Annotated in this window: 15 protein-coding genes and 1 riboswitch; of the genes, 6 read left to right on the forward strand and 9 right to left on the reverse strand. The window is 60.3% G+C overall.

Going from position 1 to position 18,218, the window contains the following annotated elements; translation table 11 throughout:
• Positions 1-51: 51 nt before the first annotated feature.
• From ACESSC_RS05030 to thiM, 3 genes are read right to left on the reverse strand one after another with little or no spacing between them, the layout of a single operon-like run.
• Positions 52-747, reverse strand: a complete 696-nt coding sequence (locus tag ACESSC_RS05030; protein WP_117803763.1) for a thiamine phosphate synthase — start codon at positions 745-747, stop codon at positions 52-54.
• On the reverse strand, positions 744-1,085 hold the full coding sequence (locus tag ACESSC_RS05035) for a thiamine-binding protein (protein WP_229030451.1): 342 nt from the start codon (positions 1,083-1,085) through the stop codon (positions 744-746). Before ACESSC_RS05035 ends, ACESSC_RS05030 begins: the two co-directional genes overlap by 4 nt.
• Before the next feature lie 3 nt (positions 1,086-1,088).
• Entirely contained in the window at positions 1,089-1,928 is an 840-nt protein-coding gene (gene thiM, locus ACESSC_RS05040; RefSeq protein ID WP_233543262.1) for a hydroxyethylthiazole kinase, read from the reverse strand.
• Between the two features lie 51 nt (positions 1,929-1,979).
• Positions 1,980-2,090, reverse strand: a riboswitch (TPP riboswitch).
• A 163-nt stretch (positions 2,091-2,253) separates the two neighbouring features.
• On the opposite strand from thiM, the gene ACESSC_RS05045 reads away from it, so the two are divergent.
• From ACESSC_RS05045 to ACESSC_RS05060, 4 genes are all read left to right on the forward strand, one after another.
• On the forward strand, positions 2,254-3,162 hold the full coding sequence (locus tag ACESSC_RS05045) for an HAD-IIB family hydrolase (protein ID WP_373161607.1): 909 nt from the start codon (positions 2,254-2,256) through the stop codon (positions 3,160-3,162).
• A 10-nt stretch (positions 3,163-3,172) separates the two neighbouring features.
• Positions 3,173-4,069, forward strand: coding sequence for a LysR family transcriptional regulator (locus tag ACESSC_RS05050; protein WP_117563541.1), 897 nt, complete (start codon positions 3,173-3,175; stop codon positions 4,067-4,069).
• A 155-nt stretch (positions 4,070-4,224) separates the two neighbouring features.
• Positions 4,225-5,358: a 5-methyltetrahydropteroyltriglutamate--homocysteine S-methyltransferase gene (locus ACESSC_RS05055; RefSeq protein ID WP_233539875.1), complete on the forward strand. Its 1,134-nt coding sequence runs from the start codon at positions 4,225-4,227 to the stop codon at positions 5,356-5,358.
• A gap of 122 nt (positions 5,359-5,480) precedes the next feature.
• Positions 5,481-6,815 (forward strand): uracil-xanthine permease family protein, encoded by a 1,335-nt coding sequence (locus ACESSC_RS05060; protein ID WP_373161609.1) that lies wholly within the window; start codon positions 5,481-5,483, stop codon positions 6,813-6,815.
• Between the two features lie 60 nt (positions 6,816-6,875).
• On the opposite strand, the gene ACESSC_RS05065 is transcribed toward ACESSC_RS05060, so the two are convergent.
• The 4 genes from ACESSC_RS05065 to ACESSC_RS05080 form a co-directional block, all read right to left on the reverse strand.
• Positions 6,876-7,541 (reverse strand): alpha/beta hydrolase, encoded by a 666-nt coding sequence (locus ACESSC_RS05065; protein WP_373161612.1) that lies wholly within the window; start codon positions 7,539-7,541, stop codon positions 6,876-6,878.
• 207 nt (positions 7,542-7,748) lie between these two features.
• Entirely contained in the window at positions 7,749-9,539 is a 1,791-nt protein-coding gene (locus ACESSC_RS05070; RefSeq protein ID WP_373161614.1) for a hypothetical protein, read from the reverse strand.
• A 271-nt stretch (positions 9,540-9,810) separates the two neighbouring features.
• Entirely contained in the window at positions 9,811-11,583 is a 1,773-nt protein-coding gene (locus ACESSC_RS05075) for an LPXTG cell wall anchor domain-containing protein (protein ID WP_373161616.1), read from the reverse strand.
• Positions 11,584-11,790: 207 nt separating this feature from the next.
• Complete coding sequence (locus ACESSC_RS05080; RefSeq protein ID WP_316369132.1) at positions 11,791-13,104, reverse strand: NCS2 family permease; 1,314 nt, start codon at positions 13,102-13,104, stop codon at positions 11,791-11,793.
• Between the two features lie 193 nt (positions 13,105-13,297).
• On the opposite strand from ACESSC_RS05080, the gene ACESSC_RS05085 reads away from it, so the two are divergent.
• Positions 13,298-13,717: a peptide deformylase gene (locus ACESSC_RS05085; protein WP_117647429.1), complete on the forward strand. Its 420-nt coding sequence runs from the start codon at positions 13,298-13,300 to the stop codon at positions 13,715-13,717.
• Positions 13,718-13,848: 131 nt separating this feature from the next.
• A complete protein-coding gene (gene bsh / locus ACESSC_RS05090; RefSeq protein WP_117629622.1) occupies positions 13,849-14,814 on the forward strand; it encodes a choloylglycine hydrolase in 966 nt (321 codons plus the stop codon).
• An 81-nt stretch (positions 14,815-14,895) separates the two neighbouring features.
• Here the strand turns inward: bsh and ACESSC_RS05095 are convergent, their stop codons facing one another.
• Both ACESSC_RS05095 and ACESSC_RS05100 read right to left on the reverse strand, forming a co-directional pair.
• Positions 14,896-17,142: a KUP/HAK/KT family potassium transporter gene (locus ACESSC_RS05095; RefSeq protein ID WP_118448785.1), complete on the reverse strand. Its 2,247-nt coding sequence runs from the start codon at positions 17,140-17,142 to the stop codon at positions 14,896-14,898.
• A gap of 139 nt (positions 17,143-17,281) precedes the next feature.
• Positions 17,282-18,193, reverse strand: coding sequence for a DMT family transporter (locus ACESSC_RS05100; RefSeq protein ID WP_117647433.1), 912 nt, complete (start codon positions 18,191-18,193; stop codon positions 17,282-17,284).
• Between the last annotated feature and the right edge of the window lie 25 nt (positions 18,194-18,218).

The raw sequence follows: 18,218 nt of genomic DNA on the forward strand, positions 1-18,218 counted from the left end.
GCTTTCCATTGCTGAAGATATGAAGCTGCGAATCGGCTGCTCGACTTATGCTTATGCCTGCTGCCAGGTGTCGACAAGCTCCTTGGCTGCGGCATGGGGGTCGTCGGCGCTGCAGACGGCGCTTACCACAAAGAAGCCGTCGACGCCGGTGGCCTTAAGCTGCGGCAAGTCGGCCGTCTTAACGCCGCCGCCCACCACGATGGGCACGGGGCTTGCCGCGTGGAGTGCGGCAAGGTCCTCAAAGCTCTTGGTGATGATAGAGCCGTCGGCCGCGCGTCCGCAGTCGCGCTTGGTCTCGGTCTCGTGGAGCGGGCCGATGCCCAGGTAGTCGACCAGGCTCATGTCGGCGGTCTTGACGTACTCGAGCATCTCCTCGCAACGGGCCGAAAGGCCCACAATGGCATCGGGGCCCAGCAGCTTGCGGCAGACCTCGACGGGAATGTCGCTCTGGCCTACGTGCACGCCATCGACGGCAATGCCCTGCTCGCGCGCGGCAAGCACACAGTCCAGACGGTCATCGATTAACAGGGCGACCTGACCGGTCTTGCCGGCCTGTGCGATTGCCTGCGCGGCGTCGTCGGTCAGCGCAATGATCTCGCGGGCGCTTGCCACCTTGGAGCGCACCTGGATGCAGGTAAAGCCGGCGTCGAGTGCCTGGGCCACCACATCGCCCACGGGGCGTCCGAGGGTGTTTTCGGGGCCGAGTACCAGATAAGCCGAGATATCAAGGTTGTCGCGGATGCTCATTGTGCTTCCTCCTGCTTTTTGATCTGTGCTTCCATGCGCTTGAGTTTGCCGGTCATGGTGTCGGTAAATCCGGGTCGAATATCGGCTTTGAGCACGACTTCGGTGCGGATGCCCTTGCTCGCCAACACAAAGGTCGCGTCGCGCACGACCTGCATGACCTCGTCCCAGTCGCCCTCGATCTCGGTGAACATCGAGGTGGTGCGGTTGGGAAGGCCGCTCTCGCGAATGACGCGCACGACCTCGGCGACCTCGGCGGACAGCTCGTCGCCGGTGCCGCATGGGGCGATGGCCACGGCGACGAGCGTGTTCATGCCGGCATTGGTTGCGGGTTCGGACATGGCTTATGCCTCCTCGAGCTCGAGTCGGTTGTCGGCAATATCCTGGGCGGTTGCGCGGTAGAGCTCGTCGATAAAGGCGACCTTAAAGCTTGCCGGGGCATCGGCGACGGCGGCGGCACGCGTGCCGGCAACGTTGTAGACGGCGGTGCCGCAGACTGCTGCCGTAAACGGATCGGTAGCACAGGCGTACACGGCCAGCACGCCGCCCTGCGAGCAACCGCAGCCGGTGATCTTGGACATGAGCGGGCTGCCGCCGTGGGATTTGGCCACGGTCGTGCCGTCGGTAATCAGGTCGACTTCGCCCGAGACCACAACGGCGCCGCCGGTGTAGCGAGCGAGCGCCACGGCGGCATCGCGGGCGGCGTCGACCGTGTCGGTGGTATCGACACCACGTACGCGGCTCAGATCGGCCGACTCGCCCTCAAGACCCCACAGGCCGGAGAGTGCGATGATCTCGGAGGCGTTGCCGCGTACGATGGCGGGCTTGTACTGCTTGAGCTCGTTTACCAGCTGGGTGCGCAGGCTACCGATGCCCAGACCCACCGGATCGAGCACCCAGGGCTTGCCGGCGTCGTGTGCCGCCTTGGCCGCGCGGGGAATCGTCTGCTCGTAGATGGGGAAGAGCGTGCCCATGTTGAGATAGATGGCGCCGCCGCCGGCAACGAGCGCCTCGCCCTCGTCGGGCAGATAGACCATGGCGGCCGAACCGCCCACGGCGAGCTGCGCGTTGGCGACAAAGTCGATCGTCACCGTGTTGGTGATGGAGCCGGCCATCGGATTGGTGGCTCGAATCTCCTCTACGGCCTTGACCATATGTTGCTTAAGCTGTTCCGAATCAATCACTGCACATGCCTCCTTGGCATAGAAAAGGGGCGCTGTGCATAGACAGCGCCCCTGTAAAGGCGGCATGCTCCCTACGCCAGCATTAACTGACAGGTTCAAAGGATTGGGCCCTATGCCCTCTCAGCCTTGTGGTTTGCACCGCCGGCACTCCCGCATCGAATCTGTTGTTCCCTATACTAGCGCACCTGCCAATATGGGACAGGTTTATTTTGGCAGGTGGCAACAGGGGCGCTGCATTTTCCCAGATAAAACCTGCCAAGATAAACCTGTCCCTTATTGGCAGGTCGTTACAATAGACGGGATAAAGAATGACCGAGGGGACCTTATGATCAAACTTGTGCTGACCGATATGGACGATACGCTGATTCCTGCTGGACACGATGGCGCCAGCGACTGCGCCATCGAGGGCATTCATGCCATGCAGGCGGCGGGCCTGCATTTTGGCCCGGTTTCGGGTCGCCAGCCGTCCGCGATGAGCTGGATGTTCCGCAATCGCTCCGAGTGCTTCTCGACCGGTGCGTTTTGCAACGGCCAGGTGATGTTTGTCGATGGCGAGGCGGTTGCCTCGCGCGCAACTGATAACGATGCCCTTATGCGCCTGGCCGACTACCTGGAGCAAGAGACCGACGATACCTATTTGAAGGTCTACCGTCTGGGTGATGACTTTTGGGACAACGACGCCTATTGCGTGACAAGCGATCCCGAGCGTGTGCGTCGCGCCATGGAGTCAGGCGGCAACGCGTGGCTCAAGGGCGAAGAGGCTCCCTGTCGCCCTGTCGTTGACGATGCCCCGGTATACAAGGCGAATATCTGGAGTGCCCGTTCGCGCGAGGAGCTCGCCGAGCTGCGCGAGCGTGTTGTCGCCGAGGTGCCGGAGCTCTCGCTCGTGTTTCCCAACAACCGCGTGCGCCTGTTCGACGTTCTTCCGACCGGCTGGGACAAGGGCTGTGCTGCGCTGGAGCTGGCGCGCGCTTTGGGCCTGACGCCCGACGAGGTGGCCGTATTCGGCGATTCCGATAACGATTTGCCCATGATCGATGCCGTTCCCAATTCCGTTGCAGTCGCCAATGCCAACGAGGCCGTCACGGCTGCCGCGCGCTGGCATATCGGCGCTGCGGCAGATGATGCGGTTGCCGGGGCTCTGCATCAGATTGCCGCCTGCGCCGCGACGGGGGAGATGCCGTCGTTTATGCGTCAGATGGACGCGACGGGTTTCGACGTCACGAACGTCTAGGGAGAAAGCCATGAAGCTCCAGCAGCTCAGATATGTCGTCAAAGTTGCCGAATGCGGCAGCATCACCGAGGCCTCGCGCCGGCTCTTTGTGTCGCAGCCTTCGATTACCGCGTCAATTCGCGATCTCGAAAACGAGATGGGTGTACACATCTTTGAGCGCACCAACAAGGGCGTCATTGTGTCCGAGGAAGGCGAGACCTTCTTGGGCTACGCGCGCCAGGTGCTCGACCAGGCCGACCTGCTCGAGGGCAAGTACAAAGGCACGTCCGAGCAGGTGCCGCACTTTAGTGTGAGCTGCCAGCATTATTCCTTTGCCGTTAATGCGTTTGTCGATGTGATCCGCGAGTTCGATGCCGCGCGCTACGACTTTACCCTGCGCGAGGAGCAGACCCACGAGATTATCGAGGACGTCGCGCATATGAAAAGCGAGCTCGGCATCCTGTATCTGTCGGAGCACAATCGCGAGGTCATCGAGCGCATGCTGGCGGCCAACGAGCTCGTATTCGAAGGACTCTTCTGCGCTACGCCGCATGTCTTTGTGTGCTCCGACCATCCGCTGGCGGGTCGCTCGAGTGTGACGCTCGAGGACTTGGAAGACTACCCGTTCCTGTCCTATGAGCAGGGCAGCTACAACTCGTTTTACTATTCCGAGGAGCTGACCTCGACCTTTGAGCGCCGCAAGAATATCCGCGTGCGCGACCGTGCGACGCTGTTCAACCTAGCTATGGGCCTTAACGGTTACACGGTGTGTTCGGGCGTGATCAGCCATGAACTTAACGGCCCCGGTATTATCTCGATTCCGCTCGATGTAGACGAGTACATGGAGATTGGCATCATCACGCGCAAGAACACGACACTTACGCGCTACGGGCAGGCCTATATCGAAGCGATTCGTCAGCACATCTAGACTGCTGCGTTCTGCGCGGGTCAAATCTCTTTATGGCAGTCCAAACTGATATAGGAAGCATCTATATCAAACTGTTATAAACATATATTTTACGATGTCCATATGAGCGCTCATACTCTGTCCCAGTAAAGCAACCAATGCAAAGGGAGATATCTATGAGCACTTCGATTCAACCGAACGCGCCGTTTCGTGCCGATATCGTCGGCAGTTTTCTTCGTCCGCAGGCTGTAAAGGACGCCCGTGCCGCCTATGTCGCGGGTAAACTCGACGCTTCCGGCCTTAAGGCCGTCGAGGACGAGGCCATCCGCGACTTAGTGGCCAAGCAGAAGGCTGCCGGCCTGCAGGTGATTACCGATGGCGAGTTCCGCCGCAGCTACTGGCACCTCGATTTTATGTGGGGCCTCAACGGCATTGAGCGCCGCGCCTCGCGCACGGGCTACATGTTCCACGATGAGGAGACTACCGCCGACACCGCCGTGGTAACCGGTCCCATTAGCGGCGAGAATCATCCGTTCGTCGAGCACTTCAAATTTATCAAGTCGCTCGAGGGAGAGGGCCAGGTCGCGCGCCAGACCATTCCGGCGCCGATCCAGACGTTCTCCGAAGTCACACTCGACCGCTGCGATGGCCAGCAGGAGAGTCTGCACGCCGTCTACAAGACCGACGAAGAGCTCGTCGATGCCATTGCCGCAGCATACCGCACCGTGATTGCTGACCTGTATGCCGCGGGCTGCCGCAACATCCAGTTTGATGACTGCACCTGGGGCATCTACTGCGATACCGATTTTGTTGCCAAAACCGGCATGAGCCCGGTCGACCTGCAAAAGGTAAGCGAGCTGGGCGTGGCGCTCAACAATGCCGCCATCGAGGGCAAGCCCGACGATCTGGTTATCAACACGCATGTATGCCGCGGCAACTACCACTCCACCTACGCTTTTGAGGGCGGCTACGACCCCATCGCGCCGTACCTGTTTGCGCATGAGGACGTTGACGCGTTCTATCTGGAGTTCGACACGCCCCGCGCCGGTGGTTTTGAGCCGCTCAAGTACGTTGCTCCCGGCAAGAAGGTCGTGCTGGGCTTGGTGACCACCAAGGCGGCAGAGCTCGAGAACGAGGATGTTATCGTCGAGCGCATCCGCGAGGCGGCAAAGTACGTGCCGCTCGAGAACCTGTATCTGTCTCCGCAGTGTGGCTTTGCCAGCTGCGAGATCGGCAATAAGCTGACCGAGGACGAGCAGTGGGCAAAGATTGCGCTGGTCAGGCGTATTGCCGAGCGCGTTTGGAAATAGCGCTAGCGTTTGCAGGTGGCGGCGCGTGCGAGGTACTGCATATCGCGTACAATGGTTCGAATCGTATCGTTCGGGCAGGTTATCCGATATGCCTGATCGCCCTTCCATTCGAAAGGACTTCCATGTCCCAGTCTTCGACGCCCGCCGTCACCGATGCCATCTACGATGCATCGTCGCTCGGCCGCCCGCGCATGTTTGTGTTGGGTTTGCAACACATGTTTGCGATGTTCGGAGCCACGGTGCTCGTGCCCGTGCTCACCGGCCTTTCCGTTTCGGCGACGCTTCTGTTCGCCGGCATCGGCACGCTGCTGTTTCATTTTCTATCGCGCGGTAAGGTGCCCGCGTTCCTGGGCTCCTCGTTTGCCTTTATCGCGGGTTATGCCGCCATTGCGCCCAACGGCGAGGCTGAGCTTTTGCCCTACGCTTGCCTGGGCGTAGCTTGTGCCGGCCTGCTCTATCCGGTGCTTGCGGCCCTGTTCCGCGCCTTTGGCGCCAAGCGTGTCATGCGTTTCTTCCCGCCGGTGGTGACTGGCCCCATCGTCATTTCCATCGGCTTGATCCTGGCAAGCTCTGCCATTGCTAACTGCCAGACCAACTGGTTTGTTGCTGCTATTGCCGTTGTCGTGATCATCATCTGCAACATTTGGGGCCGCGGCATGGTCAAGATCGTGCCGATTCTGCTGGGCGTTGTGGTGAGCTATGCCGTTGCGGCCGCGCTGGGCGAGGTCGACTTCTCTGGCGTCGCAGCCGCCCCCTGGGTTGGCTTGCCCGTCGTGTGGGACAACACCGTGTTTGCGCTCTTTGGACCGCAGTTCGATAGCAGTCTTGCCACGACGGCCATTATCACCATCATGCCACTGGCCTTTGCGACCATGATTGAGCACATCGGCGATATTTCCGCCATTGGCTCTACCTGCGAACGCAATTACATTGCCGATCCCGGTCTGCACCGTACCCTGCTCGGCGATGGCCTGGCGACTATCTTGGCATCGCTCTTTGGCGCCCCTGCCAATACGACGTATGGTGAGAACACCGGTGTGCTTGCCCTGACGCGCGTGTTCGACCCGCGCGTGATTCGCATTGCCGCCTGCTGTGCCATTGTGCTTTCGTTCTGCCCCAAGTTTGCTGCGGTGATTGCCGCCATGCCGGCGTGCGTTATCGGCGGTGTGTCGCTCGTGCTCTACGGCATGATCAGCGCCGTTGGTGTACGTAACCTCATCGAGAACCAGGTTGATTTCCAGAACAACCGCAACGTGCTGGTGGCGGCTCTGGTGCTCGTGCTTTCGCTCGGCATTGCCTACAGTACCACCGGCGCCATTGTGCTGGAGCTGGGCGGCGTGACGATTTCGCTTTCGGGCCTTGCCGTGGGCTCGCTGGTGGGCATTGTGCTCAACGCCATCCTGCCCGGTAACGACTTTGAGTTCGATACTTCCGAGCTTGAGGAGACTGCTGAATAGCAGCTGCGTTCAGCCAAATTAAAAATGGCGTCCATGCGTATGTACGCGTGGATGCCATTTTTAATGCGTCAGTATCCAGTGGATGCCGCGTGCCATGCGCAGGTCAGTTTGGGTAAAGTGATTGCCGGGGTTGAGCTCCAGCGTTGTTGGAATGTCACGCTCGATAAACAGCTCTTCCATCGCGCGCGTATCGTCGAGTACGTGCCGCATCATGCGGTTGGGCGTCTTGGTTTCCTTTTTGCCGAGTGACAGATAGACGGCGTCGGGCGTAGCTGTCATCGTGCGCTCGCGCGCGTAGTCGATAAAGCCGGGGAACCACAGCGACCCCGATGCACTCGCCGCGCGCTCAAAGACATCTGTTTGCCAAAGTGCCCACAGTGCAAAAAGACCCGCCAACGAGTAGCCGGCAACGCCGCGCCAGGTGGGCGGTTGCGGGAGCGATGATTCGGCCTCTGGGATTATCTGCTTCAACAACTCGTCAAGAAAACCAGCGGCCTGTCCACCAAAGGGCTCGGCATCGCGCACGGTACCGTCGCATACCCAGGGGCTCAGCTCACGATTCCAATCGAGTCCGCCAATGGCGACAAGGGTGAACGGTGGGCAGTCGAGCTCTCGGCAGCGCTCGTAGACTTCATTACCGTCGCCCACAACCACGGGGAGGTAAATGACAGGTGCGCCTTCCGCACACTCTGAATAAACGGTTATCTGCTTCTGATGCGCTTCCATGACGGGCTTCTCTCGGCGTTGTGATATCGACGGCCCCCATTGTCGCACGCCGGCTCATGCAGGTTGGGCTAGACCAAAGACAATCTCGTGCATACCCTGCGGACGCATATGGAAAACGCCACCGCCGGAGGGGAGCTCGGCGGTGGCGTTGTTAAACGGTGCTGGGACTCGGGGCCTTCGCGGGAGCTGCCATGTGCGCAGAGGCGTCTAAGAGCGCTTGCGGCTCGCCATGGTGCCTGCGGCGATAGCGGCTGTTCCCGCAAGGACGGTTGCCACGATGGCCGCACCCGAGGTGTCGCCGGTTGCCGCGAGCACGCCGGTAGTCTTGGCTTTCGTGATTGAAGCCGCAACGGCCTTGGTCGGCTTTGAGCCCTCAGGCTTGGGGTTCTGCTTGGACTCCGCGGGCTTGCTTTCTGCGGGCTTGGTCTCGTCGGGCTTGGGGTCTTCCGGCTTGGCTACCTCGGGAGGTGCGATGACCATGCTCTTGGCGACAGCTTCGTTATAGGGGGAGTCGATCACAGCGTCGCCCGTGCCGATGGCTTGGCCTGCCTCGTAGATGCCGTCACGGAGCTTGCGATAGTCAATGACCTTGCCGCCTTCGGGCGTCTGGATGGCGGCGTTCTCAATCTTGATGGTGCCGATTGTCTTGCCGTCAGCGCTCATGGCACGGGCAAAGATTGCCGCTGTATCTCCTTCGGCCGTTACCTTGCTGCGGATGATCGAGATGACTGCGGGTGTGACGCCCTCGCTGGTCTGGGCGATGATGCCGATGTTCTCGCCTTGGGGCTCGGGGCTCGTCTCACCATCTTGGTTTTCGCTGTAGGGGATGGGGCCGTCGCCGTTCTCGACATAGCGGGCTATGGCCTTGACAACGGAGTCGCTGATGTAGATGTGGCCACCCTCCTCGTTGGGTCGATCGTTTCTGGTGGAGAATGCAGCCGAAACCTCGCCTTCCGCAAACGCGTCCACGGTGGAGCCGTTCTTGACGACGATATCGTCTTGGTAGGTGAAGAGGGCAATGGCGTCACCGTATCTGCCTTTACTCGCGCGGACTGTCACGTTTGCATGATCGAGTGTGATGCCCTTGTGGGCATAGACGCCATATTCAACACCGTTTGCGTTGAGGGAGGCGTTTGTGGCTGCGAGGCTGCCCTTGGCCTCGACGGCGGCGTCTTTCTCGGAGCTCGCCTTGACCTGGCTGCCGTCCGAGATATTGATGTTGCCGCCGCTCCAAATGGCCTCACCATCGGCTGAGCTTGCCTCGACTGTGCCGCCACCCTTGATGGTGAGGTTCTTGTCGGTTCCGATACCCTTGTCCTTGGTAGCCCTGGCGGTGACGGCCCCGCTGTCGTCAATCGTGATATTGCCGTTTGCCCTGATGCCATCCGATACGCCCGTGGCGTTGACGTTGCCCGAACCTTTGATAGCGAGATCGCCCTCGGCGTCGATGGCATCAAACCCAGCGCTCGTGGCGTTGACGGATCCGGCTCCGTCGATGTTGATATTACCCGTGGAGAGGATAGCGTCCTCAGTAGATGTCACGCTGAGCGTGCTGCCCGCGTCGCCTTGGATATTGAGCTCGGCGTTCTCATTCTTGCCATGAGAAGCCTTGATGCCTTTGATCCAGTCGGCAGTGACGATGTTGTTTCCCGAGTAATTCACGTTGAGCTTGCCTGCGGCCTGGATCTCGCCGCCGTTATAGTTGTTGAGCTTCAAGTCGTCGGCGCCGTCCCACGACCAGGTGCCGGTCTCGTCGCCCGCCGCAGTGCCGGCGTTGTATTTGGTTTCGCCGACCTTGACCCATTCCGCCGCGAGCGAGACGCTCGGCATGAGCAGCGAGCTCACCGTGAGCGCGCACACGGCGCCTACGACGATGCGGCGCGTCACGCGGCGCCAGCTGCCGTGCGCGAGTCCTATGCGACGGCGAACGTCGGGTTCGGCAACATGGGTTCCGGCGGTAGTGTCATTGCGTTTGGGGGTCGTGAACAAGGCTGCCATGGTTGCTCCCGTTCTCATAGGGCCTATACGGCTAGGTTCAGCGTATCTGCTGGATGTTGCCGGCGGTAGTGCCGTTTGGAGGGCAAAATGGCCAAAATGGGGGAGAAATAGGCCGCACGCCGGCGCAGGGACCAACGCTAAAAGAAAAGCGCGGGGCCGCATGGCGACTCCGCGCTTTATTGTTCAGCTTTTGCAGCCTTGCCCTTACGCTACGAAGAAGTAGACGGGGAAGGCAAGGGCTGCGATCCACCCGTCCTGTGCGAAAAAGTGTTTACGAGCGTTTGCGACTCGCCAGGGCGCCTGCGGCGATGGCGGCTGTTCCCGCAAGGGCGGCTGCCACGATGGCTGCGTTCGAGGTGTCGCCGGTTGCCGCGAGCTTGCCGACGGTCTTGGCTCCCTTGGCTGCAACTGCAACGGTCTTGGTTGTCTTCGTGCCCTCGGACTTGGAACCCTCGGGCTTGGTCTTGCCGTGCTTTTCCTCGGGCTTGGTCTCCTCGGGAGGCACGATGACCGTGCTCTTGGCGACAGCGGCGTCATAGGGGGAGTCAATCGTGGCATCGCCCGTGCCGATGGTCTGCCCCGCCTCGTAGACGATGCCGTCGCTGAGCTCTTCCTTGTTGCGATAGTCAATGACTTTGCCGCCTGCAGGCGTCTGGATGGTGGCGTCCTTGATTTCGATGGTGCCGATCGCCTTGCCGTCCGCGCTCATGGCAAGGGCGAAGATAGCCGCCGTGTCTCCCTCGGCCGTGACCTTGCTGCGGACGATCGAGATGGTCGCGGGCGTGATGCCCTTCTCGGTCTGCGCGAAGATGCCGATGTTCAGGCCCTCGGACTCAGGGATGATTTCGTCGTTTTGGTCTCCACTGTAGTGGTCGGGGCCGTCGCCGCCGGTCTCGGCATAGCGGGCTATGGCCTTGACAACGGAGTCGCTGATGTAGATATGGCCACCCGCTTCGTCGGAGTAGAAATTACTGGTGGAGATTGCAACCGAGAACCTGCCTTCTGCGAGCGCATCCACAGTCGAGCCGTTCTTGATGACGATGTCGTCCTCATCGGTGAAGAGTGCGCTGGCTTCCCCGCCATCTGAGCTTGCGCGGACCGTCACGGTCGCGCCATCGAGCGTGATGCCCTTGTAGACATAGATGCCATACCCAACGCCACTTGCGTTGAGGGAAGCGTTCGTGACCGTGAGGCTGTTTTTACCGTCGATGGCGGCGTCTTCCTCGGAGCTTGCCTTGACCTGGCTGCCACCCGAGATCTCGATGTTGCCGTCGGCCCAAATCGCATTGTCTTTGATAGAGCTTGCCTCTACCTTGCCGCCGCCCTTTATGATGAGGTTCTCGTTAGCATCGATACCCTGATCCTCGGTGGCCTTGGCGGTGACGGTTCCGCTGTTGTCGATCGTGATGTTGCCGTCGGCCCTGATGCCATCCGAATCGCCCGTGGCGTTAACGTTTCCCGAGCCCTTGATGGTGACATCGCCCCCGGCATCGATGGCATCGTGCTCGGTGCTCGTGGCGTTGACAGTGCCAGCGCCGTCGATGTTGATGTTGCCGACGGAAGTGATGGCGTCACGAGAAGATGTCACGTTGAGCGTGCTGGACGCGTCGCCCTGAATATTAAGCTCGGCGTTCTCGTTCGCGCCATCCTTAACCTTGATGCCGCGGCCGTTGTCGTTAGTGACGGTGTTGTTGCCCTCGTAGCTCACGTTGAGCTTGCCCGCTGCCTCGATCGCGCCGCCGTTATAGCCGTTGAGCTTCATGTCGTCGGCGCCGTCCCAGCTCCAGGTGCCGGCGGCGTCGCCCGCCGCGGTGCCGGCGTTGTATTGGGTGCCGCCGACGTCCACCCACTCGGCCGCGAGCGAGACGCTCGGCATGAGCAGCGAACTTACCGTGAGCGCGCATACGGCGCCTACAACGATGCGGCGTGTCACGCGGCGCCAGCTGCCGTGTGCGAGCAGCGTGCGACGGCGCACGTCGGGCTCGACAAAATGGGCTCCAGAGGTTTTGTCATTGCGCTTGGGGGTCGTGAACAAGGCGGCCATGGTTACTCCCATCCTCATAGGGCCTATGCGATTACGCCCAGCATATCTGCAGGATGTAGCCGGCGGTAGTGCCGTTTGGAGAGCAAAACGTCCAAAACTTGCGAAGCAATACATCGCGCGTCCGTGTGGCGCCTGGCTTTAAAAGCAAAGCGCGGAGCCGCTCGATGCGACTCCGCGCTTTGCTGTTTGGTATTGCAAATCTTGCGCCTACGCTACAAAGAAGTAGACGAGGAAGGCAAGTGCTGCGATCCACATGAGCGGCTTGATCTTGGAGGCCTCGCCTTTAAAGAGCGCGACGATCACGTAGGCGATAAAGCCCAGGCCAATGCCGGCAGAGATGGAGTAAGTGAAGGGCACGCCGGCGACAATCATGAACGCCGGGAAACCTTGCGACACGTCGGACCAGTCGATCTCGGAGGCCTCGCTCATCATGAGGTAGCCGACGTAGACCAGAGCACCGCAGGTGGCGGCGCTGGAAACGATGGTGACGATGGGGGAGAAGAACGCGGCGAGGATGAACAGCACGCCGGTGGTGACGGAGGTGAGACCCGTGCGGCCACCGTCGGCAGCGCCGGACGTGGACTCGACGAAAGTGGTGATGGAGGAGACGCCCATAAAGCCACCGGCAGCAGCGGCCACGGAGTCGACGACCAGGATGGGACGGATGTCCTCGACATTGCCGTCCTCGGTCAGGAACTCGCCCTGCTTGGCGACGGCCATCGCGGTGCCCATGGTGTCGAAGAAGTCACTCATGAGCAGCGAGAAGGCCACGACGAGCAGCATCGGGTCGGTCAGAACCTTCACGATGGCCATGTTGCCATCGGCGGTGCTGGCAAACGGGGCGCCAAAGGTCGAGAAGTCGAGCGGTGCGATGAGGCCCTCGGGCGCATGAGTGACGCCCAGCGGGATACCGGCGATAACGGCGACGATGATGCCGATGAGCAGCGAGCCCGGCACGTTGCGGGAAGCCAGGGCGACCGTCACGACGATGGAGATGATGCCGACGATAAAGGTGGGGGAGGTGATGTCGCCCAGGCCGACAAGCGTACCGGCGCCAGCGGTGATGATGCCGGCGTCGCACAGGCCGATCATGGCGATAAACAGGCCCAGACCCACCGAGATGGCGTGGCGCAGGACCACGGGGATGGCGTCCATGATGGCCTCGCGCAGGCCGCACAGGACGAGCAGCAAGATGACGATGCCCTCGAGGAAGATAACGCTCATGGCCACGTGCCAGTCGCCGCCGCACATGGTGGTGGCGATGCCCGCGATCATGGCGTTGATGCCCAGGCCCGACGCGCAGGCGAGCGGGCGGTTTGCGAAGATGCCCATGCAGATGGTCATGATGCCGGCGCCCAGGCAGGTGGCGCAGGCGAGCGCTCCCGCATCGATGCCAGCGCCCGAGAGTACCGCGGGGTTGACGGCGATGATGTAGGCCATCGCCAGGAATGTTGTCAGTCCAGCGCGAAGTTCGGTCCCAATTGTGGACTTGCGCTCACTGACGTGAAATAGTTCGTCCATGCATACCCTTTCCTTGTTCGGCCCCGAGTTTAGGCCGATTGACACGAACTCACCCACTATATCGCCTTTGTGAAGTTGGTGTTCCTCACATGTTGATGTTCGGCGGTTTGTAACGGACGGGCGGTATCTTTCGCATGAAATTGTGTAGGTACCGTATACTTAAGCGGTTACAACGACCCCTATGGAGGAACGTATGATTAAAGAGCTCTGCCGCGACGAGGCTATCCTGTCTCAGCGTTGCGAGGTTGCGACTGTCGAGGACGAATCGGTCGCTCAGGATCTGATTGATACCATCAAGTCGCTCGATGATGCCGGCTGCTTGGCCGCCAATCAGATTGGCGTTACCAAGAAGGTCTGCGTCTACCTGGACGATGCCGGCGAGCCCCACGTGCTCTACAACCCCCGTCTGGTGTTTGGCCTGGGCGCCAGCAAGATGGAGGAGAGCTGCCTGACGCACGAGGAGGTCACCAAGTCCACGCGCTACATCAAGTGCAAGGTTGCCTTTGACCAGATCGTCGACGGCAAGATGAAGGAGTGCCGCCGCGACTACGCGGGCTTTGAGGCGCAGATGGTCCAGCATATGATCGACCACTGTCTTGGAAAGTTGGTCTAAGGGGACCAAAGCACCGCACTTCGTCTCTTTTGGTCCGGGCGTGACATTGTTGTCATGTCCGGGCTTTTGTGTTTAGCGCCTTTTTGTTTGGTGACAATAACCTTAGCAAGAACGTAAAGCTAGGAGGCGCTATGTGTACGAGCATTCGATTTACCGATAATTCTGGCCACATGTATCTGGGCCGCAACCTCGACTGGAGCTTTGACTACGGCCAACAGGTTCGCGTGATGCCGCGCGGGTTTCACATTCCGTATTCGTTTATCGACGATGCGTCGGCGGCACACGCGGTAATCGGCATGTGCATCGATTACAAGAACTATCCCATGTTTTTCGACTGTGGTAACGATGCGGGTCTGGCTGTGGCGGGGCTCAACTTTCCCGGCTATGCCGAGTATGCCGAGGGCCCTGTCGACGGCAAGAACAATATCGCGGCCTATGAGTTTCCCCTGTGGGTGGCAGCGACGTTCTCGACGGTCGATGAGGTCGAGGCCGCGCTGCGCGACACGGTGATTGTCGCCAAATCTGCCGGAGAGGGGCTGGGCGTGTCGCTGCTCCATTGGATTATCGGCGACAGCCAGCGCAGCATCGTGGTCGAGATGATGGCTGACGGCCTGCATGTATACGACGATCCGGTCGACACCCTTGCCAACCAGCCGACCTTCCCGTGGCACATGGAAAACCTGCGCACCTATATCACCGCCACAAGCGATTTTCCGCAGACGGCGACATGGCGTGGCGCCGAGCTTAAGCCCTATGGAGCCGGTGCCGGCATGCGCGGCATTCCGGGCGATTGCTATTCGCCGAGCCGTTTTGTAAAGGCGGCGTACCTCAATGCCAATTACCCGCAAAAGGAGAGCGAGACCGAAAACGTCGTTCGCATGTTCCGCTCGCTCGAGGGCGTGGTGATGATTGAGGGGGCGTCCAGGATGGGCGATGGCAAGTTCGAGAAGACTATCTATACCGGATGCTTTAGCGCGCGCACGGGCAATTATTACTACGCGATGTATGGGGATCCGTCGATTCGTTACGTGAGCCTGATGGATGCCGAGGGCGCGAGCCCCGATAGGCTCGTGGTTCCCGAGCCGCGTCGTTCGTAGCTCACTGGTCCGTTGCGACATAAAACGGCCTCGCACCTCTTATGAGATGCGAGGCCGTTGTCGTCAATGGCTGGTGGCGTGTTAGAAGTTGGCGTCGTTGAACTGGGTGCTCTCGAGTCCGTCGAGTTGCTGTTCGGGCGTATCGGCGACGCTCTCGAGCAGCTCGGTGGGATCGACGTTCATGCTCTTGCCGGCCTCGTTGCCGTTGACCAAGTCGTCCGAGAAGATGTCGACCTCCATTTCCTCGGCCTCTTCGATCTGAACCTCGAGCGGCACCTGGGTGCGCACAAGTTTGACGGCCGGGCGCATGCGGGCAAAGAGCGGTACGTACTCAATGATGATGGCCGAGTTCTCGAGACCGTACCAGCGTGCCGGGCTTCCGCAGGCGCGGCGGACGGCGTACTTGATGGCCATCACGCGGTGGTCATTGCGGTTGATGTCCGTTTCGGGGGCAAGCATCTTGCGCAGCATGCAAAAGCGGAAGTCACCTACGTTGCCGCGCGTCTCATAGATGGAGTAGGTGTGATGTTGCGGCGGCAGCTCGCCCGATGCCATCAAGTCGCCGACGATCTGACGCAGATAGGCGTTGACGCGCTGGTTGACCTTAAAGCCCAGGTCCAGGCGCACGCGGAACAAAAAGTCCGTGCCAAAGGTCTCGACGGAATACTCGTGCGTATAGGGTTCGTCGGTAACGTGCACGTTGATGAACCAATATGCCTTGGCGCGCTTGGGGTGCTTGTCCAGAATGGAATAGAGCACGTCGCGGTCGAGTGTGAGCGGGTCGGGGCTGTTGGTGAGAAATACCAGATTGTCGGCGAGCACGGGATAGGTCTCGTCATTGCGCAGGCGATTGAGCTGGTCGATGTACTTGGAGACGGGCAGCAGAATCGTCTGCGTGCGCTCGATGGCGGTGCCGCGACGCCACACATACATAAGGCCAAACAGCAGTGCGGCCAAGAAGATCATCACATAGCCGCCGTCAAAGAACATGGTGAGGCACGAGGCGAAAAAGCACAGCTCAATGGCGCCGAAGAGCAGGGCGAAGACGCAGGCGCCCAGCTTGTGCTTGAGAATGCCGGCGATATAGCTCGTCAAAAGCGTGGTGGTCATAAGCATGGTCACGGTAATGGCGAGGCCGTAGGCACTCTCCATGCGCTCGGAGTTTTGGAACAGCAGCACGATGAAGATGCAGCCGACCCACATGATGTTATTGACGAGCGGAATATAGAGCTGGCCCTTGGTGTCGCTGGGGTAGTGGATGCGCAGGTGCGGCATAAGGTTGAGGCGCGTTGCCTCGGATACCAGCGAGAACGAGCCGGTGATGAGCGCCTGTGAGGCGATGATGGCCGCCACGGCCGAAAGCACGATGGCAAAGGGGCGTAGGGGCTCGGGGAGCATCATATAGAACGGGTTGACGATATCCATCGCGAGCATCTGGGGGTTGGAGTTATTGGCGAGTAGCCAAGCTCCCTGACCCAGATAGTTGAGGATAAGGGCCGCCTTAACAAATGGCCAGGATGCATAGATGTTTGCCTTGCCCACGTGGCCCATGTCCGAGTAGAGTGCCTCGGCACCGGTTGTCGACAGGAAGACAAAGCCGAGCACCATAATGCCCGAATGGTTGATGGGCGAGAACAGGAACATAATGCCGCGGATGGGGTTGAGCGCGCGCAAGATGGACAGGTTGCCGAGCATGTTGAACAGACCGGCGCCTGCCAGGAACAGGAACCACAGCGTCATGAGCGGGCCGAAGAGCTTGCCGATTGACGAGGTGCCGGCGCGCTGCATGGCAAATAGGCCGCAGATAATGATGATGGTGATGATGATGACGTTGGTCTGGCCGTCGCCCAGCAGCGCATGGCCCCATTCGATGGTGCGTAGACCCTCGATGGCTGTGGTGACCGTGACGGCGGGGGTGAGGATGCCGTCGGCGAGCAGCGCCGCGCCGCCGATCATGGCGGGCAGAATCAGCCATGGTGCCACCTTGCGTACGAGGCTGAACAGGGCGAAGATGCCGCCTTCGTTGTGGTTGTCGGCCTTCATGGCGATTACCACGTACTTGACCGTGGTCACGAGCGTCATGGTCCAGATGACGAGCGAAAGCGCGCCCAGGATCATGTCCTCGCTGACGGTACCGATGCCGCCGTTGTTGGCGACGATTGATTTCATGGTGTACATGGGGCTCGTGCCGATGTCGCCATAGACGACGCCGAGCGTTACGAGCAGCATGCCAGCGGAGAGGGGGATGGCTCCGTGCCCGCCTTGCCCGCGCTGGTCTTGGAGGTTTGCCTCCAGTTTGTTGTGTGCCACGAGGACTCCCTTAGACATCCGGTTATCTGTCTAGGACAAAAAACTTTATGCCGTCTTTATACATACAAGAGCAGTTTGGCACATCGGGTTATTTTAGACAATAATCCTCAGCTGGGGATTATTTATCTACGCAGGTAGCATTTCAAAGCAGGGGCTTTTAAGCACGTGCTATCTGGGCGATGCCAGCCTTGGCGTTTGCGCGTTTGCCGGCGAGTTCGCAAAAAATCGCGCCGCCGATGATAAGCGCGGCGCCCATCAGGCGGACCGGTGTTATGGCTTCACCCAAAAGGGCGGCTGAGAACACGACCGCCGAAAGCGGCTCGAGGTAGCCGACGACGGCGACGGTCTGAACGGGCAGCTTGGCGACGGCGCTAAAGTAGAGCAGGCAACCAATGCCGGTGTTGACGACGCCGAGCATAGCGACGGCGCGCCAATCAATGCTGGCGGCGACGCCGGCGGACAGGAACGAGGGAGCGCCCTGCGTGATGAGCGTGAGGGCCAGTGCGGTCACAAAGGCGGCGCTCACTTGGAGTGCGGAGTTCTCGAGGCCCTCGATGTGAGGCGCACCCTTGCTGGCGATGACCATCAATGCATAGCAGAAGGCCGAGGCGATTCCACAGACGATGCCCGCAATGGGCATATTGCCGCCTAGACCTTGCGCTGCAATGAGAAAAGCACCGCAGGCGACGGCGATAAAGCCGGCGATTTTGCTGCCGGTCAGCTTTTCGCCAAAAATGAGCGGGGAGAGGGCCATAACGATGATGGGGCCGCAGTAGTACAGCAGCGAGGATACGCCGACGCCGATCGTCTGGTAGGCGCGGAACAGAAAAATCCAGCTGGCGCCCAGCGCGGCGCCCGAGACGATGAGCGCTGCGGCCTCGCGGGGGCGAGACGGAGCCTGCAGGTTATGGCGCTTGGTTATGAAGAGGACGGCGGCAAGGGTGAGAGCGCCCAAAAACGTGCGCAACAGTACGATATCGGAGCTCGGCAGCGCGATGGCAGCGGCGATGATGCCGTTGGAGCCAAACAATAGCAATGCTGCTAAGTACGTAAACAATCCGTTGTTCATGTGCTGACATCCCCTCTATATCCGA

This window comes from Collinsella aerofaciens (genome assembly GCF_964243765.1).
Classification (GTDB): domain Bacteria; phylum Actinomycetota; class Coriobacteriia; order Coriobacteriales; family Coriobacteriaceae; genus Collinsella; species Collinsella aerofaciens_BU.